Genomic DNA, 21,992 nt, shown 5'->3' on the forward strand with positions numbered 1-21,992 from the left:
CTTCTTCTATTTACCGGTCCGGTACTTTTTCTCTTGCCACGGGCATTAGGATCTTCTTCTATTTACCGGTCCGGCACTTTTTCTCTTGCCACGGGCATTAGGATCTTCTTCTATTTATCGCTCCGGCACTTTTTCTCTTGCCACGGGCATTAAAAAAACCGAAGAAAATTAATTCTTCGGTGTTGCAGCGGCTTCTTCGTCTACTTCTTTAAATTTATCCAGAATCGTAATGGTATCAACGAGATGGTTATTGAAAATCTGCCTGGCAACAGCTAACAGTTCAATAATCATAGGATCCTTAAGAGTGTAAATGACTTTATTTCCTTCCTTTGTACCCGTCACAATATTTTTTGCTCGTAGGATGGTCAATTGTTGAGAAACGGCCGAACCTTCACTTCCAACTAGTGTTTGAATTTCATTTACACTTTTATCCCCATCTGATAAGAGCTCTAAAATACGGATTCTCAAAGGGTGTGCTAATGCTTTGAAGAATTCCGCCTTAAATTGCTGCATTTCAAGATTCAATTTGGTCACTCCTATGCTTTTTTAGAAGGTAGCAGACAGCTTCTTTCTACCGCCTTCCACTGTCTCAACGACTGATAGTTTTTTACATTCTCTAAAGGCAAAATGCTTGCAGCCTAGACATTTATTTTTGTTTATATGCTCTAATGCATATTGTATTGCTTCTCCTGTATGATGGAAGAAGTGTTCTTCCCCGATTGTTTGATATAAACCTGTCTTTTTCAACACATTTTCTGGCTGAGGATTTAAACCCGATATTATAACTATACCATTTTTCGAAAAATGGTGAACAATACTAGACAAATTTGCTTCTCCGGTTGTATCAATTAAAGGTACTTTACTCATACGGAGCAGTAAAATTTTGGGTCGATAATTAATTGTGCTCATAATTGTTTTTTCAAAAGTATCAGCAGCACCGAAAAATAATGGTCCTTCCACATTAAAAATACTAATTTGCGGGCAATCGTGTGTATCTGAGACCATTCCTGTCTCTATCTTTTCATGTTTATGTTCTCTATTTGGCAGTGCTTTTGCCGTAACCATCACATCGCTCATTCTCTTTGCAAAGAGAAGTGCAGACATCACTAATCCCACTTCAACAGCTGTTGTTAAATTAACAAAAACCGTTAGTAAAAAGGTGACTGTTAGGACGATTGAATCGGTTGATCTTGTTTTTAATATATGGGAGAACACTTTTCTCTCGCTCATGTTCCAAGCAACTACCATCAATATAGGCGCCATGCTTGCCAAAGGAATATAGGATGCAAACGGTGCGAAAAATAGTAAAACAAGCAATACGACTATTCCATGTATAATCCCTGATAATGGAGAAATAGCTCCATTTTTTATGTTCGTGGCTGTACGGGCAATAGCCCCAGTAGCTGGAATCCCACCAAATAAGGGTGTAATCATATTGGCAATCCCCTGCCCTATTAACTCCCTGTTGCTGTTATGACGACTATTGGTCATCCCATCTGCTACCACTGCCGATAACAAAGATTCAATTCCCCCAAGCATAGCAATGACAAATGCCGGCTTCAAAAGCTTCATTATCATATCCATATCAATGCTTGGAATCTTGATTTGTGGCAATGTACTTGGAATTTGACCATAAGCAGTTCCAATGGTTGCCACCTCGCTTGGGAAAAAAAGAGTGGCAACTAATGTGGAAACCATTAAACCAATAAGCGGACCCGGAATCTTGGGAGCAATTCTTGGTGTAAGGATCACAGTAACCAAGCAAATAGCTGCTGTTAAAATACTAAAAAAATTCAAGGTATTTAGATGTACAACTAGTTCTTTAATGTTCTGAATAAACTCCTCATGTTTTTTTATCCCCTCTAAACCTAGGAAACTTGCAATCTGCCCTGTGAAAATGGTAACGGCAATACCAGACGTAAATCCAATCGTTACTGGTCTGGGTATATATTTAATCAAGGAACCCAGTCTAAAAACACCCATCAGAAGCAGGATCACTCCGGCCATGAATCCTGCTATCAGAAGGTTCTCGTACCCGTAGGTCATCACCACTCCAAATAAAATAGGAATAAAAGCTCCCGTTGGACCACCTATTTGGTATTTGGATCCGCCAAATAAGGAGATAAGAATCCCGGCTACAATGGTCGTGTAGATTCCATACTCTGGCTTCACCCCTGATGCAATGGCAAATGCCATTCCTAGTGGAATAGCGATTACCCCAACAATCAATCCTGACAGGAGATCCTTTGGTAAATTCCTTAAGGAATAATCATGGAATCTTTTATCAATAAACATATTAACCCTTCTCATCTTATAAATTTGTATATCTGATTATTTGAATATAGAATAATTCATGGTTGTTATCAAGCATTTTGTATAAAAGTAATGGATTTTTTTTCTTCGGTAGCCCCTTGTTTACTACATTCATTCGTGTTACAATAGCAAAGCGATGAGCTGAGTTGTGTAAGTCGAGAAACATTCCTTATGGAGCGCACTATGTGGAGTGTGGTTTTTCGCCTCAATACGCAAAAAGACGTCTGCTTCGGCAGACGTCTTTTTTATTTGTCCTATAAAGTCCTTTTCACTAAAATTAGCACTTTTTTCCTAATTTTTTTATAATAAATATGAGCTTATATTTTTATAAAAATTGGAGGGAATACAATGAATAACCATGAAATCGATTATAAGATTTATGGCGATGATATGCAGTTTGTCGAGGTAGAGCTTGATCCTCAGGAAACAGTTGTTGCCGAAGCTGGAAGCTTTATGATGATGGAAGATGATATACATATGGAAACGATTTTTGGAGACGGATCCAGCAGTGGTGGTAGCGGTCTGATGGGTAAACTTTTCAGTGCAGGTAAGCGCGTACTCACAGGAGAAAGTTTGTTCATGACAACCTTTACTAATACCGGAATGGGCAAGAAGCGAGTTTCGTTTGCTTCCCCCTACCCAGGAAAAATCATTCCTATGGATTTAAGTCAGTATGGCGGGAAAATCATCTGTCAAAAGGATGCCTTCTTAGCGGCTGCTAAAGGTGTTCAAGTTGGCATCGAATTCCAACGTAAAATGGGTGTCGGCTTTTTTGGCGGCGAAGGATTTATTATGCAAAAACTTGAAGGCGACGGCCTGGCATTTGTTCATGCGGGTGGAACAATTATTAAAAAGGACCTTCTTCCTGGCCAATCATTAAGAGTAGATACAGGCTGCTTAGTGGCAATGACGAGCAATGTTAATTACGAAATTGAATTTGTAAAAGGTGTGAAAACGGCCCTATTCGGCGGTGAAGGCTTATTTTTTGCCACATTACGCGGTCCTGGATCAGTCTGGATTCAATCTCTGCCATTTAGCAGACTGGCAAGCCGTGTATTTGCTGCAGCACCTTCTCGAGGTGGTTCGAAGGATGAAGGTAGTATCGCACGAGGAATTTTTGATATGTTTAATGGTGACTAATATATATTTTTGTGAAGCAGGACTCCCTCCTCATATAAAACAAAAACCAGGCCAAGGCCCGGTTTTTTGTTTTATATTATCATTTGTTCCATTTTTCTATTCCAAATCTAATTTTTTCAGTTTACTATAAGTTTGCTCTCTTTTTAAATTATAGGATTGCCACGGAAGGTTTGTGGTGAGTGCTTCCCTCTTTCTATCAAGCAAGATGTTTCGCAAGCCAGGTATATCCGGATTTTCCTCATAAAGGCTGATTAATCCTGCCACGCCAGTGTATGATAACTGATTGAGATAATTTATATCAATTTTGCCGCTTGTTTCGAAGCGGTTCATGTTTTCTTTTATGACGATTTTATCTAAATCAATTACTGTTATTGCTGTGTAATAGATCATGGATGAAATAAAATAAAAGTGAAATAATGAAAGTTTTTCCACCCAAATTTTCACCAAGGTATAAGCAAAAATAATGACGAGAAAAATCATAAACGAATGGACAAGCACCCTGGTAAAAGTAAATCCATACGCTTCCTCGTACATGCCTAACCGTAGAAAGGCAGAACTAAGCATCACTGAGCTTGAGAGAACAAGGATGGTAAGCAGCAGTTGAATAAATCTCTTAATAACAAAGTTCGTCCGTTGGACAAAGGTGATAATAAGGATTGTGATCGACAAATTGATTAATGTGACAAATAAAAGCTCAAAAAAACCTTTTCTTGCATACTCCGCGTAAGTGTAGTTCTCTTGTAGGGTGCCACTGAAGAAATATTTAAACTGAACAAGAGTAAATAGTATATAGACAATATTTATAAGGACAAGAACCGTAATTGAAATAATACCGTCCATTTGAAAATTCACTGCATTGTTTTGTTGTTTGAGCACCTTTATCTGCTTGATTAGCAGCACTTGCATAAAACCAAAGAAACCAAAAGTGAAGATGAGGATGACGATTAAACGAAATACCCCTTCTGCGTCCAACACATTGAACCAATCTGGAATCCCACCAATGATTCGTTCAAACTGCGTATCAGCAGACATGAGTAATCTCAATACAACCAATAAGACAGGAATTGAGATGGCAACCCCAATTAATATTTTTTTCCAGACTAACCACTTATCGCCGCCAACACCATGTTTTAGTCCTTCTCCAAAAACCGCACTGAATCTTGCGTTATATTTAAACATATCAATGAGCCTTGAATATATTAGAGTAATAAAAGCAAGCTGATTCCATTTGAAACTTTTGGGGCTTGTTATTAAAACCAAATGAGAAATAACCAATCCTGGTATAACAACAATATTCAACGTCTTGAAAAGCTGGTTATCATTGAGTAAATAACTTGCTGATAGAAGCCAGATACAACAAACAATCAAGTATCCTAATCGCTGATGTGAGAAAGGAAAGCTGCGATATTTCCAAAAGAAGACCAAGTAGAAAGACATAATGAATACAATATAGGAGATACCTATTTCACCACGGAAAAAAGCTTCTTCGGCTACGATCCCGAGTATTAAACATAACAATAAAAACAACCAATCTGATTTTCCAATCTTGATTTCCATGTAGCATCCCTCTTCTTATATAGATTTTCTATATATATAGTTTTACTAGGTATATAAGCAAAAAAAACTGCTCATATCGAAGCTTTTCTCCCCCACCGATATCCTAAACAGCTAATCGGGTAAAGAGTAATCGTAAAAATGATACAAGCAATAATAAATGTTTTTGTTAATAAAGGGGCGAACCAGGCATGTGGTATGATGTGAAAAACAGTTAGAATCATCAACACTAAATTAGGAATGAGTGATAATAAGAACGTTTTTCTCAGAAGCGTTCGACCCCTTTGACCAAAACCCTTCCCGATTTCATATCCGAGTAAAGCCCAAAAGAACATATAAAGGAAGGCAATAATGATAGGAATAGAAGTTAAACGATCCCAAATATTCGTTAACCATTCCCATTCGAAAAGATTGTGAGCTAGCGTTAATACGCTGCCTCCTCCAAAAAAGACGATATTAAGTAGAATAAACAGCCATTTCATGTTACTTGGAGTAACAGACAGTTCATCCTTCCATAATTCAGCTATTTCCTTAGGGCTCCCTAACCTAGTTACAATATGATTTGTCAGCTCTTCTTCATTCATATGTGTGGATTCAATGAGAATTTCATCAATATGTGTCTCATATTCCAAAAGAATATTTTTCTTATCTGTATGGTTTCCTAATCCCTCAGCAAGTTCTTCAAGAAACCTATTCTTCGGCCGTTCCATGCTTTGATCTCCCTATTACCTTGTTCATTACTTGAACAAAATCCTGCCACTCACGGTTTTTTTCGCCTAACAATTCTTTTCCTGCTTTCGTAATACGATAGTATTTCCGTGCAGGACCCTTTTCCTGCTCAACCCAATAACATTCAATGTACTCTTGTTTTTCAAGCTTATGAAGTGCTGGATACAAGGTCCCTTCCTTTACACTCAGGCCATTATCACTACGCTGTTCTAGCTCTTTTACCAATTCATAGCCGTACATATCACGTTCGTTTAATAATTGAAGCAAGATAAGCGATGTGCTTCCTTTTACCAATTCACGGTTAAACATGTTTTCACCTACCTAGTTTTATTAGGTACATAGAAATTCTACAACGTCATACACATTTTGTAAAGTATGTAATGAAAAAAAGTGACGAAGTATTAATCGTCACTAATTCTGATTATTTCAGCTTTGGGTTGTTTTTCTGTCTTTCAATAAATTCATCCCGCTCTCCACCATCGGATAATTCCTCAGAGAATTCATGTCCTGTATCTTGACCCAATAATTCCCAAGGCTTAATTGTTTTTGGCGGCAGATTATTATTTGGTGCAGCTTGCTCATTCCATTTTCCCATTACATATCACCTCAATCATTATTATTCGATGTTTACAACACATTATCCAAAAATAAAAACGCTTGGAAGACTCCAAACGTTTAAAGGTGTTAGATAACCATTTTTTTATTATCTTGAAGCTGTAATTCTTGCTCATCATTCTGCTCGCGATTCTTTTTAATTCTAAAATGATAAATTAAGTAACATGCTGCAACAAATGGGACACCTAAATAGAGTGCCAACCTTTGTTCTGAGTCAAACGCTAAACTAGCTAATACAATACAATTTAGGGTTAATGCAATAATCGGCAGTAAAGGATAAAGTGGGGTTCTAAATTTGAGATCCTCCACTTTCCCACCTTCACGGATAAATTTTCTACGGAAGGCAATCTGGGAAGCTGTAATAGATATCCAGCCAACCTGGGCACCTAAGCCTGCAACCGAAAGCAACCAAACAAAAACTGTTTCTTCCGCAAAAAAACCAGAAAGTAATGATAATAAAGCAATACCAATCGTTAATACTAGTGCGTTTAAAGGAACCCCTTGTTTATTAACTTTTGCAAGTACAGGGCTTGTCATTTTTTCTTTTGACATGGCATATAACATCCTTGTTGCGGCGTACAGACCTGAGTTGGCAACAGAAAGTAATGCTGTAAGAATAACAAAGTTCATTATGTCAGCTGCATATGGAATACCGATACTATCAAAAACAACAACAAATGGACTCTCAACTACTCCTGCTTGTTTCATTGGAATTAAGCTTGATAGAACGAAAATAGCTAAAACAAAGAAAAATAGCGTACGCCAAACGGTTTGCTTAATCGATTTAGGAATCGTCTTTTCTGGCTCTTCGCTCTCTCCTGCAGCAATACCTATTAATTCTGTACCTTGGAATGAAAAGTTAACCGCTATCATTGTGATTATTAAAGCAGTGAAACCATGCGGTAAAAGACCGTGAGCTGTAAAATTAGAGAAAAATGGCGCTGGTTTCCCGCCTTCCATGTCAATCAAACCAAAGGTTGCCGCTCCACCAAGGACAATGAATGCTAAAATAGCAAAAATTTTGATGCTCGAGAACCAAAATTCAGTCTCTCCAAATGCCCGGGCCGAAAGTGCATTAAGCGAAAATAATACGATGGCAAATATCGCACACCAAATCCATACAGGAGAATCAGGGAACCATCTCTGCATTAGTTGCCCAGCAGATAGTAACTCTAATGCGACTGTTACAGACCATCCTAACCAGTAAAGCCAACCGAGTGCAAACCCTGTTCCTGGTCCAATGAACTTTGTTGTGTAGGTTTGGAATGAACCAGATACTGGCATAGCTACGGATAATTCTCCTAAACAAAGCATGGTTAAGAACATGATGATTCCACCAACAATGTAAGAAAGAATAGCACCTGCAGGTCCTGCTTGGCTAATGGTGTAACCAGATCCCAGGAACAGACCTGAGCCAATTACCCCACCTAAAGAAATCATAAATAAATGCCTAGTTTTCATCGTTCTTCTTAATTCATGTGTTGCATTGTTTTCGTTTAAATTCATTAACCTTCCTCCTTCAAAGAATTCGCTTTCAATCTTCCTAATATTTTTACTATTTCAATCTTTTAAACATGCAATTTCTATGCCAAAATGAAAAACGGCTATTTGTGAATATTTTTTGAACAGGTATGCAAAATTTTTTTGCATTATATTAAAATAATTTGCACATTACATGCAAAAATGCTCTTCCCACATAAATGGAAAGAGCATTTCTTTTATCTTATTCGATCTATTAAACTTGTCTGTTGATTTCCGCTCCAATCAACAGGTGTTTCAAATCAACATATTGCTTTAACAAAGCTATCCTATTATACCCATCCTCTGAAACGGGAGGCCTCTGCAACTTTTTTAATACCCACCATATAAGCTGCTAAGCGCATATCTACACTATGTGTTTGTGCTGTGTTGTAAATATTTTCAAACGCTCCAACCATCACTTTAGTAAGTTTTTCACTTACCTCTTCTTCAGACCAGTAGTAGCCCTGATTATTTTGCACCCATTCAAAATAAGAAACGGTTACACCACCTGCACTTGCTAAAATATCAGGAACTAGAAGTACTCCACGTTCAGTTAGAATATTTGTCGCTTCGAGCGTAGTTGGTCCATTCGCTGCTTCAACCACAATTGCAGCTTTGATATTAGCAGCATTTTGAGCCGTAATTTGATTTGAAATGGCCGCAGGAACTAGGATATCACATTCTAGTTCAAGTAGTTCTTTATTAGATATTGTGTTTTTAAATAATTGAGAGAAGGTACCAAAGCTGTCTCTTCTATCTAGTAAATTATTAATATCAAGCCCATTTGGATCGTACACGCCGCCATATACATCGGAAACCGCAACGACCTTAGCACCGGCATCATGCATGAATTTAGCTAGATAGCTACCTGCATTACCAAAGCCTTGAATAACAACTCGTGCACCTATTAAGTCTATCCCTTTTTTCTTCACTGCTTCCTGAATACAAATCGTCACACCAGCTGCAGTCGCTGTTTCACGACCTTTTGAACCACCAAGCACCAGTGGTTTCCCAGTGATGAATCCTGGTGAGTCAAACTCGCGTAAACGGCTATATTCATCCATCATCCATGCCATGATTTGCGAATTAGTATATACATCAGGGGCTGGAATATCTTTAGTCGGACCAACAATTTGACTGATCGCACGCACATATCCACGGCTCAATCTCTCAAGCTCTCTAAAAGACATTTTTCTCGGGTCACAAATAATTCCACCTTTACCTCCCCCATATGGCAGGTCGGTAATTCCACACTTTAAACTCATCCAAATGGATAACGCTTTTACTTCCTCTTCATCTACTTCAGGATGAAACCGCACGCCGCCTTTTGTCGGACCAACAGCATCATTATGCTGAGAGCGATAGCCTGTGAAAATTTTAACAGAACCATCATCCATCCTAACTGGTATCCGGACTGTCAGTAATCGAATAGGATCTTTCAATAACTCAAACATTTCGTTTGTATATCCTAACTTATTAAGTGCTTTTTGAATGACCGTTTGGGTTGAATAAAACAAATTTAATGACTCTTGTTCCTCTTGCTGTTCCTTTGTCATTTCATTTACTAGCGTATTTGAAGGCATCTTTGCCACCCCTATAGTTTTTAAATAGTTTTATGATAATACATTTTTTATTTTCTCGATGGCCCAATCAATTTCTTCTTTTGTAATAATTAGTGGAGGGGCAAAGCGAATTACTGTATCATGTGTTTCTTTACATAATAAGCCGGCTTCCTTTAAAACCTCACAATATGGTCTTGCTGCTTCGGTTAACTCAACCCCAATGAACAAACCTCTTCCTCGAATTTCTTTAATCATTGGATTGGCGATTGTTTTTAATTTTTCAAGAAAATACTTTCCTAATTCAAGTGAGCGTTCGGCTAATTTTTCTTCCTCAATTACTTCTAGTGCTGATAGTGAGACAGCGCATGCTAGTGGGTTCCCGCCAAAAGTAGATCCATGTGAGCCTGGATTAAATACGCCTAATACATCAGAATTAGCCACCACACAAGAAATTGGGAATACGCCGCCTCCAAGTGCTTTTCCTAAAATTAACATATCAGGTTCTACTTCTTCCCAATCACAAGCAAACATTTTACCCGTGCGTGCCAAGCCCACTTGAATTTCGTCAGCGATAAACAAGACATTTTGCGCTTTACACAATTCAGAAGCTTGCTTTAAAAATCCTTCTGGAGGTAAAATGATTCCCGCCTCGCCCTGGATTGGTTCCATTAAGAATGCTGCTGTATTTGGAGTAATGGCTGCTTCTAGTGCTTCAATATCACCATATGGAATTAATTTAATGCCTGGGAGCATTGGACCAAAACCACGTTTATATTCAGGATCAGACGACAATGAAACCGCACCCATTGTCCTTCCATGAAAATTCCCTGTGCACGCAATGATTTCTGCCTGATTTTCAGCAATACCTTTTACATCATAGCCCCAGCGACGTGCGGCTTTTAAGGCCGTTTCAACTGCCTCGGCACCTGTGTTCATAGGAAGGGCCATATTTTTATTAGTTAGTTTACAAATCTTTTCGTACCAAGGCCCCAGCTGATCATTATGAAAGGCACGTGACGTGAGCGTTACTTTATCTGCTTGATCCTTTAAGGCTTGAATGATTTTTGGATGACGGTGCCCTTGGTTGACAGCTGAATAGGCACTTAACATATCCATGTACCGATTTCCTTCCGGTCCTTCCACCCATACACCTTCCGCTTTTGAGATCACAATTGGTAGTGGATGATAGTTATTTGCACCAAATTTATTTGTTTGTTCAATGATTTCTGTTGTTTTTGTTGTAACTCCAGTCATTTTAATTCCTCCTTATTTTTCAACTTACTAACTTGTTAGTTTTACAGCATTTCTGATGTGGTTTTTGCTTGCATATGAAGAAGTAAATAATCAGGACCACCAGCTTTAGAATCCGTACCTGACATATTAAAGCCGCCAAATGGCTGATAACCGACGATTGCGCCTGTACAGACTCGATTGAAATACAGATTGCCAACGTGAAATTCTTCTCTTGCTCTTTCAATGTGTTCACGATTATTAGAAATGAGCGCACCTGTCAGACCATAATCTGTGTTGTTAGCAATTTTCATCATATGGTCAAAATCACGGGCCTTACAGAATGCCAAAACTGGACCAAATATTTCTTCCTGCATGAGGCGAGCATTTTCATCTAAATCTGCAAAAATCGTTGGTTGAATGAAATAACCTTTTGAGTCATCCCCTTCCCCGCCAGTTAATAGCCTGCCTTCTTCTTTACCAATCTCTATATAACTCATAATTTTTTTGAATGATTTTTCATCTATTACCGGCCCCATATAGGTGTCATCAAGTTCAGGATTACCAAGGGTAAGTTTCCTTGTTAGTGCAACTGCCTTTTCAAGAACAATATCGTAAACATCCTTGTGAACAACTGCACGAGAACCTGCTGAACATTTTTGACCTGAGAAACCAAATGCAGAATATACAATGGAAGCAGCAGCCAAATCTAAATCCGCCTCACGATCAACAACCACTGTGTCTTTTCCACCCATCTCTGCAATCACACGCTTTAGCCAAATTTGTCCTGGGTTTACCTTTGCTGCTCGCTCATAAATCCGGCAGCCGACCTCACGGGAACCAGTAAAGGAAACAAACCGGGTTTTAGGGTGATCCACCAAGTAATCTCCAATTTGAGCACCACTTCCTGGAACAAAGTTTAATACTCCTTTAGGAAGGCCCGCTTCATGCATAAGCTCAACAAATTTTGCAGCAATGATAGGTGTCGAGTTCGCCGGTTTTAACAGAACGGTATTTCCAGTCACAATCGCAGCAATTGTAGTTCCAGCCATAATGGCTAATGGAAAGTTAAATGGTGAGATGATAATCCCTACTCCTAGTGGAATATAATTAAATTGATTAAATTCACCTGTACGACTTTTAACAGGTGCCCCATCCTTGATAGCTAACATTTGTCTTCCATAATACTCAATGAAATCAATAGCTTCCGCTGTATCAGCATCAGCCTCTTTCCATGGCTTTCCTGCTTCTTTTACTAGATAACTAGAAAACTCATGTTTCCGACGGCGCATCATGGCAGCAGCCCGGAATAAAATATTAGCGCGGTGCTCTGGCTTCCATGTTTTCCAAGATTCAAAGGCTGTTAAGGCTGCTTGCATAGCTTTTTCAGCTAGCTCCTGATTAGCCATAGAAACACTACCAATGATTTCTTCTTTATTAGCAGGATTGATTGATAGAATCTTTTCCTCTGTCGTAATGGATTTACCATCAATAATAACAGGGTAGTGTTTACCCAGTTGAGACTGAACGAAAGATAATGCTTTTTGAAATTCATCTTTATTTTTTTCTTCTGTAAAATTAGTAAATGGTTCATGTGAATACGAAATCATAAAATAGCCCCCTTTTCTGTTCGTAATATTATATTGCAAGTTTCGTGCCAACAATAATTTTGCATGTTGATACGGGTTTTTAAAAATTTAATGCAAAGTATTTTTGCCAAACAGTTTCTTTTTTTGCAAAAAACGCAAAATTATTTTGCGTTATCAAGTTTTTTTTGATTAAATAGGTGCATAAAGTATTAACAAGGGGTATAAACAATCATGAAAAAAACAATGAATGATTTACTCTATTTAACACGAATGTATAAACGGATTTTGGACGAAGTGGATGTTGGCGTTCATGCAGTTGACGAAACTGGAAAAACGATTATCTATAATAAAAAAATGATGCAAATGGAATCGATGGACATTCATGATGTAATGGATAAAAACCTACTCGATGTCTTTATGTTTAAGGATGATCAATCTAGTACTCTTGTAAAAGCACTACAGGAGGGGAAAGAAACAAGTAACGTAAAGCAAACTTATTTTAATAACAAAGGCCGTGAAGTTACTACGATCAACAATACTATTCCTATCTATTTGGATGAGAATCTTAAAGGTGCAGTTGAAATTGCAAAGGATGTTACTAAACTTGAACGGCTAATTAAAGGTAATTTGAATAGGGAATCAACTAAATACACATTTGATACCATTATCGGAACTAGTCCAGCTATTTTAGAGGTTAAGGAATCTGCTAAACGTGCGACTAGGACCTCTTCTTATGTATTGATTGTCGGTGACACAGGTACTGGGAAGGAACTTTTTGCTCAAAGCATACATAATGGCAGCGGGCGGTTATCTGCTCCATTTATTTCACAAAATTGTGCCGCACTGCCTGATAACTTAATTGAAAGTCTCCTTTTCGGTACAAAGCGGGGAGCATTCACGGGTGCAGTAGACACACCAGGATTATTTGAACAAGCAAATGGTGGAACCTTGTTGCTTGATGAAATTAATTCATTAAATTTAAATCTTCAAGCGAAATTGCTTCGGGTTCTTCAGGAAAAAACAATAAGGAGAATTGGCGATACGAAGGATACACCGATTGATGTGAGGGTTATTGCGAACATGAACGAGGACCCGATTGATGCTATTGCCAATAACCGATTACGAAAAGACTTATATTATCGGCTCGGTGTAGTAACGATCTTTGTCCCTCCATTAAAAGATAGAAAAGAGGATATTCCATTATTGGTGGCTCATTTTATTGAGAAATACAATGAGCGCTTCCAAATGAATGTAAAAGGTTTATCGGAGGAAGTTCATTTGTCATTCCTAGAATATGATTGGCACGGGAATGTGCGCGAGCTTGAGCATATTATCGAAGCAGCCATGAACATTATGATGGATGAGGAAGTCATCATGTACTCCCATTTACCATACCAATATCGTAGCAAAATGCAGTTGAAAGAGAGAATGATGCCCTTATCGAATGTTGATACATTCTTAAAGGAAAATTCAGATGTTACTATACCACTAAAAGACCAAATGGAGTTATTTGAAAAAACCTATATTGAGCATGTCCTAAAGAAACATGATTTTAATATTTCAAGAGCAGCTAAGTCACTCGGATTGAGCCGCCAAAGCTTACAATACCGGATGAAGAAATTAAGTTTTGAAAGTAAATAGCAATTTTTTTGCATAACATTTCCATTTTCTCATCATAATATAAAAAAAGATGAGGTGAAAATGATGGGACTTCTAAACTCATTTAATCAATGGAGAGAAACAAAGTATCAAAACCACGTAACCAATATGAAAGATTTAGGTAAGTGTCCTGACTGTCAAGGTCGTGGTTATACTGTCTACCCTTATAATGAATATGCCTACTTTAACTCGTTTGAATGTCCCGGCTGCCAGGGAAGCGGGCATTATACGGATTGGGAAGAATTGAGATAGTTCCGAGAAAACATTAAATAGTAAAAGCTGAATTCTGCTCATTAAAAATGCCCAGTATCTTTTTTACTGGGCATCTTTCAATATTAAGTAAGTGGCTTTACATTTGTTTCTTTATAATGTCTTGATAAGCTTTTGCTGTCCTAACTTCCACAGTTAAGGATCCTTTTCTTACAATAGCCTTCAAGATGACTGGCGCACCTGTGGTATTTTTAAATCTAAAATCTTTCCCTCCATAGGATACTGTCGCATCTCTCCCAGTTGGAACATATCCCACCTGAAGTGAATGATGGTGCTTTTCGATGTAGCTAACACCTAATTTGTCAATGGCATTAAATAAGGTGGATGAAGTTTGACAAATCCCCCCACCTATACCATCAACCAGTTTCCCTTCTACAACTTCAGGTGCTTTTTGAAACCCGTGCGCTGCATCACTTGGGCCCACAGTCGTATTAAACGAGAAAGAGTCCCCCACACCAAGAATGACATTATTAATGGCTTGTGCTGATAAAGCTATATTTTTCGTTCTTCCAACGACACCGCTATTAAAATGAGTAGTGTAGGATGCGACTAAGACTTCTCCTAACTGAGCTGCATCTTCCACCTTATATCCACTTGCGGTCACGTATAATGGCACCTCCACATCTCCACCTTTTACAGAAGACTGAATCACTTTTTCTATCAATTCATCCTCATCTAGAATGGTTTGTGGTGTCCCTTTTATAACCTGGCCCTTTACATCTAGCTTATCTAGAATCATTCTTTTATCATAACCAGGGGTTGTTTCGGTTCCCCTTGCTAATTCTCTAGCTATTTTTGAAATCTCTGCTTTATACTTTTCAAGGTCAGTAGAAAAGCCCAATTCCTTCGGATTAAAAGTTTTTATAGTTGCTTTTGTTGTCGGATCAATGATACTTACAAAGACAGACTTTTCCTCTTCCTTTTTCTTTTCCACTCTTTTCTCTACTTTTGTTTTCGGTTGTTGTTCAGATGCCTTTGTCTCTTTAATCGGTTGATCTGTACAACCGGCCAATAACACAAAACTTCCAGCCAATAAAATTGAAATAACCCTTGAGAGTTTTCCCATGTTCCCCCATCTTTTCCCCATTTATTTATTAAATCTAATTATTTCCTTTTCACATACTATTTGACGTTTTTAGACTGGATTTGGTTTCAGATAGCCTTCCATTTTTATTTTCATTTTCCTGCAATTAAAAGGAACTAAACCAATAGATTTTATTTTACCATTATCTCTCATTAATAAAATTACTTTTTGTTATAATAAAATTATGGAAATAAAAGGTTAGTTAACAAATAGGATAAATAAAGGGATTTTTTCGTTTTCTTATGTCTTGTGCGGATCAAAAAGGGGGAATGTATCTTGTTAGATGCCTTAATTCTTCTTGCCATCCTGCTATTGTCATTGTTTCTTGTATTAGGGGTTGTATCTTATTTTAAACAGAATGGACTAAGGTGGCTTTACTTTATCCTCGCATCCATTTGCTTAGTGGGAATTATTTTTATGTTGTTTTATCATAATTGGAATTTGAATTTCCTTGTCTTTAACAACGACGTGAAAGATGATTCTCCTAAAATAGAAATCCCAGCTGGGAATGATAAACAAAATGAAACTGATCCAGGAAAACAACAACCTCCTGTCAAGGACACCCCTCCAACTGACGAACCTGAGGAAGAAGAGCCAGATCAACCCACACCCTCCACTCCTGAAAACATTCAAATTCCTAAAGATGAAATCATTGAATATACAGTAGTAAAAGGAGATACTCTTTGGTCCATTGCATCAAGAGCTAGTGTAACTGTAGAAAAAATCAAAAATTGGAACAATCTCTCATCTGATACTATCTATGTTGGCCAGGTTTTAAAATTGTATGGAAAGAATGTTGAACCGCCAAGTAATCATCCTAATCAGGAGCCCCCTCCAACTACTGGTCCTTCTGTTATCATTTCTAATGGAAAAACAAACCAAAAGGAAATTGCCTTAACATTTGATGCTGGTAGCGATGTGGCAGGAATCAGCATCCTTGATGTCTTAAAAAAGCATAATGTGAAGGCGACCTTCTTTTTAACAGGTAAATGGGTTGAGAAATATCCATCCTATGCTAAAAGAATCGCCAATGAGGGTCATGAAATCGGAAACCACTCATACTCCCACCCTGATGCCGTCAAAACTACAGCCAATGCATTTAAACAGGATTTACTGAAAGCAGAACAAATTATTAAAAACATAACCGGTAAATCACCACGTCCATTTTTCCGTTTTCCATATGGGTCATATAATACAGAAGCTCTAAAAATTGTTGGGGAAGCTGGTTATTCATATAGTGTTCAATGGTCTCTTGATACAATAGACTGGCAGCAACCTTCTACCGAGGTAATTATTGCGCGAATAAAAGGTGGTGCAAGTAATGGTGATATTCTTCTCATGCATATAGGCGGAATAAATACACCAGCTGCAGTCGATCAGGTTATACCATGGTTAAAAACAAACGGATACCAACTTGTGCCATTAAGCGAAATTTTGAAATAGGTTCAAAATCACCCCCAACTAAGCCCCACCATCATATGTTAAATGTCATAAAGCTGAATAATTTACCAGCTTTAAGGTAAGTTTATACCTAGGAGAAATTTTTCTAGGGGTGCTAAAAATGTCCGTTTTTGTTTACCAAACGTTTATTATTAAACAGGATCAATTTAAAGATGGAATCGATAATTTAAGAGAACTTAAAAAATTTAGAAATGAAAACTACAACCATAAGGTAGAAATTTTAACTCCTGTATCAGGCGATGATTATACCTATGCCCTGCTTTCTACTTATGAAGGGTTAGCGGAAATGGAATTACAAAGTAAAAAAATGTTCGAGGACGAAGAATATTTAGAGCTTATTGGTCCTTTTTTTCTAGAGCATGTCGCTGAAGGCAGTATGCATACTCAAATCTACCGTTCATTAGGCGAAGTAAAAATGGCGAAAAAGGAAGAGAAAAAATAATTGGTTCTAAAAACAACAAAACCCAAAGATTTTTCTTTGAGTTTTGTTGTTTTTACTATTCAAATGTTGATTAGTCTCGTTCTAAAAGTGCAGCCCCTGCAATCCCAGGCTTTGTCATTTCATAAATGTCTAAAATGAGATCCAGTTCCTCTTCCGTTAACACATCATGCTGTAAACAAAGTTCACGAACTGATTTACCACTAATCGTCGCTTCTCTAGCAATTCGAGCCGCGATCTCATATCCTAAATGAGGATTAACCGCCGTAATGATTCCTACACTCTTTTCTACATATTCTTTCATACGGGCTTCATTTGCTTCAATACCCTTTAAACAATGTTCAGTAAAGGAAGCGAAACCATTATTCATGATACTAATAGATTGGAGCAGGTTAAACACCAAGACTGGTTCCATTACATTTAATTCGAGTTGTCCTGCTTCAGAAGCTAGACAGATTGTATGATCATTCCCAATTACCTGGAAGGCTATTTGGTTAATAAGCTCCGGCATGACTGGGTTTACCTTCCCAGGCATGATAGATGATCCCGGTTGGCGAGCTGGAAGAGAAATCTCTGCTAATCCTGCACGGGGTCCTGAAGCCATTAAGCGAAGGTCGTTTGCTATTTTCGACATATTCATCATACATACTTTTAATGCTGCTGACACCTCCGTATAGGCATCCGTGTTTTGGGTAGCATCCACTAAATGTTCAGCATTAACCAATGGAAGTCCACTAATTTCTGCCAATTGAATGACAACATCTTTAATGTATGTTGGATCAGCATTTAATCCCGTTCCAACTGCTGTTGCCCCCATATTCACCTCATATAAATTACCCCTTGATTGATGGATACGGTTTATATCTCTTTCCAATACTCTGCTATATGCCTCAAATTCTTGTCCGAGACGAATTGGAACAGCATCTTGAAGATGGGTTCTTCCCATTTTAATGACATTTTCAAACTGTTTGGCTTTAGCCTTGAAAACCTTATTCATTTCTTTCATCGTTTCTAATAACTTTTCGAGCATTCTTAGTGTTGCTATGTGAATAGCGGTAGGGAAAACATCATTAGTCGATTGAGACATATTCACATGAGTGTTTGGACTTAAATGGTTATACGCTCCCTTTTCATGTCCCAGTAACTCTAGTGCCCTATTGGCAATGACTTCATTTGCATTCATATTCATCGAAGTCCCAGCTCCCCCTTGGATTGGGTCCACAATAAATTCATTATTCCATTTGCCCTCAATGACTTCATCAGCTGCCTGACTAATAACCTCACCTAGTCCACTATACAACCGTTTCGTATTCATATTTGCGATTGCAGCCGCTTTTTTAACCATCGCTAACGCTTTAATGAGTTCTTCATGAATGCGGTATCCCGTTATAGGGAAATTTTCTACCGCTCTAAGTGTTTGAATTCCGTAATAAGCATCAAATGGTATGTCTTTTTTCCCTAAGAAGTCTTGTTCTACTCTTTTTTTATCCGCTGTCATCTGTCTCCCACCCTTGTAAATACAAATATATACCTGTATATAAACATTCTATTACACCAAAATAATAACAGGAAAACACTTTCTTTGTCTCTCTTTTAACTGTTATTCCATTAATAACAGTATTCATAGTAGTCCGATTTTTCTTATTTTTTCAAAATGTATTGCTAGTATCATTTAAGTATCTTTTCTAAAACACTAGTAAGTGCTATGATATTCTGCGAGATTACTATATACAAGGATGGATGAAATGCACAAGGTTCTTTATTTCGCCCTATGTTCTGCTTTACTGCTACAAACAGGTTGCAGTTTAAAGACAGCTAATGCCAAAGATATTAATAAAACAGAATTAAAGACAACAAAAGAAATCCAGATGCGCAAAGTATCACCTAAAATGAAAGAATATCTTTTATTCAAATCAAAGGCGGATTTATCAATAAATGCAGTAACATTTGCTTCTAATGATGCTGTTTTAACAACAACCAACCTACCAACAGATGTTTCAGGAGTTAGTTACTTTATTTGGAGAACAGCCGACGGGGTGGAAAATGGCAAATTATTTTCATCTACTGAAAAAGAGGAAGGTTTCTCGCTTTTATTTGGTCCAAAAGAATTTTCTGGAAAGCGTGGAGAGTATCAGATTGAGGTATACGGAAAGACGATAACTGGTTCGGATGAGCTTTTGGCTAAGTCAACCATAACCTTTCAACAGCACGTTCCAATCTTAATGTATCATGCCATTGATGATTTTAAAGGCGAGGGACTAAAAGAGCTGTTTGTGACACCAGTAAATTTTGAAGCCCAAATGCAATATTTAAAGGATAACGGCTATACACTCCTTACTTTTGAGCAGTGGGGAAAAGTTAATAAAGTAAACAAGCCCATTCTTGTAACCTTTGACGACGGTATGAAAAACAACATGAATGCTTTTCGTATTTTACAAAAATTACAGGATGAGACATTCAAGCCAACCGCGACAGAGTATGTCATCGCAGGTTTTATCGATAGCGGCTCCTACCGACTAACCACTGACGATATTAAAGAAATGGTCAACTCAGGGATTTTCTCCGTTCAATCCCATACGATGTCACATGCAGATCTTCCAAAAATAACAAATTTTGAGGAAGAGCTACAAGATTCAAGGGTGAAAATTGAACAAGTAACCGGCAAGCCAGTAATTGCCATTGCCTATCCATTTGGTCATTTTAACGAACAGGTCGTGGAGGAAACCAAAAAATACTACAAATTTGCTACAACCACAAAGCCAGGCCAATTTATTGAAAAAGGACAGCCAGATGAATTTTTATTAATGCATCGTGTCCGTATTTCCTACTCCACCACCATTAAAGAGTTTGCCGCATTTGTTGAGACCAATTAGGAGCTTTAAAAGCTCCTTTTTTATATCAAGCTAAATGAAAGAGTGATTGAATTTTTTTAGTAACTGACCAAAGACTTTACGTTCTTCTTCTGACCAATCATTTATCACTTCCGCTAACCTCTCCAAGCGTGCTTGCTTATGCTCCTTATAAACCTTGGTTCCGAGTTCGGTAATCTGAAGTGAATAGGCCCTGCCGTCTAATGGATCAGGGATTCGAAACAAATAACCCTTATGCTCTAAAGCAGCTGCTTGTCTACTGATGGTGGAGATATCCAGCTGAAATTCACCTGCTAATACTTTCACACCTGCAGCGCCTCTATTTGCGATTCTTCGCAATAATAAATAAGCAGAGCGATCAAGTGTACCCAGTTTTTTATTACTTGAAATAGAGGTTGAACGTCGAATTAAGATAGCCAATTCCAGTTCAATCATTTCCAAAGATTGTTTATTCATAATATTAAACCCCACAATTAAACAAATTTCTTCATAATTAATGATAACACATTGAATTTTATTTATATAACGAAGGGCAACAATCACAAAAGAAAACACTATTGACGTAGTGTAAAATAGTTGTATAATACAATCATATACTTTCATTATACAACTAATTGAAAAACTAGGAAACCAATTAGGTATTTATTTAAAATAATGGTAACGGGAGAAAGTAAATAAGAAAAGGAGAAATGTTCATGTCATCTTCAACACAATCTGTTTCTGGAAAACCATCTGACACCTCTGCTAAAGGAGGTTTATTATCTCAGCCAAAAGCTGTTTGGGCTGTTTTCTTCGCCTCTATCATTGCCTTTATGGGACTTGGTCTAGTGGATCCGATATTACCAGCAATAGCGGAGCAGTTACATGCTTCCCATAGTCAAGTAACACTGCTATTCACCAGTTATAATGCCGTTATGGCCGTGGCCATGCTCATTACTGGAATGATTTCCTCAAGGCTGGGTATTAAATGGACATTACTAGCTGGTATTGTCATCATCGCTGTATTTTCAGCACTTGGAGGATTATCGAATGGCATCTGGACACTCGTTGGTCTTCGTGGAGGCTGGGGACTTGGTAATGCCTTATTTGTAGCAACCGCTTTAGCTGCCATCGTTTCACTCTCAAATAGCGGAACGGCCCAAGCCATTATATTATACGAAGCAGCCATAGGACTTGGGATATCTGTAGGACCACTTCTTGGCGGTTGGTTGGGCGCTATGTCATGGAGAGGTCCATTTCTAGGTGTTGCCTGCCTTATGATCATTGCTTTCATTGGTTTAATGCTTTTAATGCCTAAGGCCACAAAAACAAATAACACACAAGCAAAAACATCTTTATTAGATCCTTTCCGTGCCTTAAAACACCGTTCCTTATTAATATTTGGTATTGCAGCTGCTTTATACAACTTTGGCTTCTTTACCCTATTAGCGTATGCTCCATTTGTTATGGGTTTGGATGAGCATGGATTAGGTTATGTTTTTCTCGGATGGGGTATATTATTGGCCGTTACTTCTGTATTCATGGCTCCGAAGCTCCAACAATGGTTTGGCACAATTAAGTCCATGTGTGCTATGTTAACACTATTTGCCTTGCTTCTTGTGGCAATGGGTATCTGGACCTCTACACAATGGGTAGTCATTGGATCGGTTATATTAGCAGGAGCATTTTTAGGAAATAACAATACTTTGATTACAACTGCAGTAATGAATGCAGCACCTGTCCAACGGTCAACCGCATCTGCGGCATATAGCTTCCTTCGGTTTATTGGAGGAGCGATAGCCCCATTTACAGCTGGGAAGCTTGCAGAACTTTATAATCCAAGTCTTCCGTTTTTAGTTGGAGCAGGTTTTGTCTTTATCTCTGTTGTGTTTATCATAATTAATACTAAGCATATTAAGCACGTGGATGATGCAGAAATCGGTCATTAAAGAACAAAAGGCGGAAGCGCCTCGTTCA

20 protein-coding genes are annotated in these 21,992 nt (G+C 38.0%); 7 read left to right on the forward strand and 13 right to left on the reverse strand.

Annotated elements, in window-relative coordinates:
• Window positions 1–168: 168 nt before the first annotated feature.
• Both ABES03_RS14830 and ABES03_RS14835 read right to left on the reverse strand, forming a co-directional pair.
• Window positions 169–525 (reverse strand): ArsR/SmtB family transcription factor, encoded by a 357-nt coding sequence (locus ABES03_RS14830; protein WP_430118087.1) that lies wholly within the window; start codon window positions 523–525, stop codon window positions 169–171.
• Between the two features lie 21 nt (window positions 526–546).
• Window positions 547–2,295, reverse strand: coding sequence for a SulP family inorganic anion transporter (locus ABES03_RS14835; RefSeq protein ID WP_430118088.1), 1,749 nt, complete (start codon window positions 2,293–2,295; stop codon window positions 547–549).
• Window positions 2,296–2,661: 366 nt separating this feature from the next.
• Here ABES03_RS14835 and ABES03_RS14840 point away from each other — a divergent pair, with 366 nt between their 5' ends.
• Window positions 2,662–3,453, forward strand: coding sequence for a TIGR00266 family protein (locus ABES03_RS14840; RefSeq protein ID WP_430118089.1), 792 nt, complete (start codon window positions 2,662–2,664; stop codon window positions 3,451–3,453).
• A gap of 96 nt (window positions 3,454–3,549) precedes the next feature.
• On the opposite strand, the gene ABES03_RS14845 is transcribed toward ABES03_RS14840, so the two are convergent.
• The 8 genes from ABES03_RS14845 to pruA form a co-directional block, all read right to left on the reverse strand.
• Window positions 3,550–5,010 (reverse strand): DUF4153 domain-containing protein, encoded by a 1,461-nt coding sequence (locus ABES03_RS14845; protein ID WP_430118090.1) that lies wholly within the window; start codon window positions 5,008–5,010, stop codon window positions 3,550–3,552.
• Window positions 5,011–5,081: 71 nt separating this feature from the next.
• Entirely contained in the window at window positions 5,082–5,717 is a 636-nt protein-coding gene (locus tag ABES03_RS14850) for an HAAS signaling domain-containing protein (RefSeq protein WP_430118091.1), read from the reverse strand.
• Window positions 5,698–6,045, reverse strand: coding sequence for a PadR family transcriptional regulator (locus tag ABES03_RS14855; protein WP_430118092.1), 348 nt, complete (start codon window positions 6,043–6,045; stop codon window positions 5,698–5,700). The genes ABES03_RS14850 and ABES03_RS14855 overlap by 20 nt, the downstream gene beginning before the upstream one ends.
• A gap of 112 nt (window positions 6,046–6,157) precedes the next feature.
• Window positions 6,158–6,331 (reverse strand): hypothetical protein, encoded by a 174-nt coding sequence (locus tag ABES03_RS14860; RefSeq protein ID WP_430118093.1) that lies wholly within the window; start codon window positions 6,329–6,331, stop codon window positions 6,158–6,160.
• Between the two features lie 89 nt (window positions 6,332–6,420).
• A complete protein-coding gene (locus ABES03_RS14865; RefSeq protein ID WP_430118094.1) occupies window positions 6,421–7,857 on the reverse strand; it encodes an amino acid permease in 1,437 nt (478 codons plus the stop codon).
• Between the two features lie 305 nt (window positions 7,858–8,162).
• Entirely contained in the window at window positions 8,163–9,428 is a 1,266-nt protein-coding gene (locus ABES03_RS14870) for a Glu/Leu/Phe/Val family dehydrogenase (RefSeq protein ID WP_430118105.1), read from the reverse strand.
• Window positions 9,429–9,485: 57 nt separating this feature from the next.
• Window positions 9,486–10,688, reverse strand: coding sequence for an ornithine--oxo-acid transaminase (locus ABES03_RS14875; RefSeq protein WP_430118095.1), 1,203 nt, complete (start codon window positions 10,686–10,688; stop codon window positions 9,486–9,488).
• 41 nt (window positions 10,689–10,729) lie between these two features.
• Window positions 10,730–12,274 carry an L-glutamate gamma-semialdehyde dehydrogenase gene (gene pruA, locus ABES03_RS14880; RefSeq protein ID WP_430118096.1) on the reverse strand — a complete coding sequence of 515 codons (1,545 nt, stop codon included), beginning with the start codon at window positions 12,272–12,274 and terminating at the stop codon, window positions 10,730–10,732.
• Window positions 12,275–12,496: 222 nt separating this feature from the next.
• Between pruA and ABES03_RS14885 the strand changes: the two genes are divergently transcribed.
• Both ABES03_RS14885 and ABES03_RS14890 read left to right on the forward strand, forming a co-directional pair.
• Complete coding sequence (locus ABES03_RS14885; protein ID WP_430118106.1) at window positions 12,497–13,894, forward strand: sigma-54 interaction domain-containing protein; 1,398 nt, start codon at window positions 12,497–12,499, stop codon at window positions 13,892–13,894.
• Between the two features lie 60 nt (window positions 13,895–13,954).
• On the forward strand, window positions 13,955–14,164 hold the full coding sequence (locus ABES03_RS14890; RefSeq protein ID WP_430118097.1) for a methionine aminopeptidase: 210 nt from the start codon (window positions 13,955–13,957) through the stop codon (window positions 14,162–14,164).
• Window positions 14,165–14,261: 97 nt separating this feature from the next.
• Here ABES03_RS14890 and ABES03_RS14895 read toward each other — a convergent pair whose 3' ends face one another.
• Entirely contained in the window at window positions 14,262–15,248 is a 987-nt protein-coding gene (locus tag ABES03_RS14895) for a VanW family protein (protein ID WP_430118098.1), read from the reverse strand.
• Between the two features lie 294 nt (window positions 15,249–15,542).
• Here ABES03_RS14895 and ABES03_RS14900 point away from each other — a divergent pair, with 294 nt between their 5' ends.
• Both ABES03_RS14900 and ABES03_RS14905 read left to right on the forward strand, forming a co-directional pair.
• Window positions 15,543–16,709: a polysaccharide deacetylase family protein gene (locus ABES03_RS14900; protein WP_430118099.1), complete on the forward strand. Its 1,167-nt coding sequence runs from the start codon at window positions 15,543–15,545 to the stop codon at window positions 16,707–16,709.
• A 118-nt stretch (window positions 16,710–16,827) separates the two neighbouring features.
• The gene (locus tag ABES03_RS14905) at window positions 16,828–17,169 is read left to right on the forward strand and encodes a hypothetical protein (RefSeq protein WP_430118100.1); all 342 of its coding nucleotides are present in this window, start codon (window positions 16,828–16,830) and stop codon (window positions 17,167–17,169) included.
• Between the two features lie 70 nt (window positions 17,170–17,239).
• Here ABES03_RS14905 and aspA read toward each other — a convergent pair whose 3' ends face one another.
• On the reverse strand, window positions 17,240–18,664 hold the full coding sequence (gene aspA / locus ABES03_RS14910) for an aspartate ammonia-lyase (RefSeq protein ID WP_430118101.1): 1,425 nt from the start codon (window positions 18,662–18,664) through the stop codon (window positions 17,240–17,242).
• A gap of 247 nt (window positions 18,665–18,911) precedes the next feature.
• On the opposite strand from aspA, the gene ABES03_RS14915 reads away from it, so the two are divergent.
• A complete protein-coding gene (locus tag ABES03_RS14915; protein ID WP_430118102.1) occupies window positions 18,912–20,039 on the forward strand; it encodes a polysaccharide deacetylase family protein in 1,128 nt (375 codons plus the stop codon).
• Between the two features lie 30 nt (window positions 20,040–20,069).
• On the opposite strand, the gene ABES03_RS14920 is transcribed toward ABES03_RS14915, so the two are convergent.
• Entirely contained in the window at window positions 20,070–20,492 is a 423-nt protein-coding gene (locus tag ABES03_RS14920; protein ID WP_430118103.1) for a MarR family winged helix-turn-helix transcriptional regulator, read from the reverse strand.
• 239 nt (window positions 20,493–20,731) lie between these two features.
• On the opposite strand from ABES03_RS14920, the gene ABES03_RS14925 reads away from it, so the two are divergent.
• Window positions 20,732–21,964, forward strand: a complete 1,233-nt coding sequence (locus tag ABES03_RS14925; protein ID WP_430118104.1) for an MFS transporter — start codon at window positions 20,732–20,734, stop codon at window positions 21,962–21,964.
• Window positions 21,965–21,992: the final 28 nt, after the last annotated feature.

Origin of the sequence: Neobacillus rhizosphaerae (assembly GCF_050477885.1) — a bacterium.
GTDB classification, from domain to species: domain Bacteria; phylum Bacillota; class Bacilli; order Bacillales; family Cytobacillaceae; genus Neobacillus; species Neobacillus rhizosphaerae_A.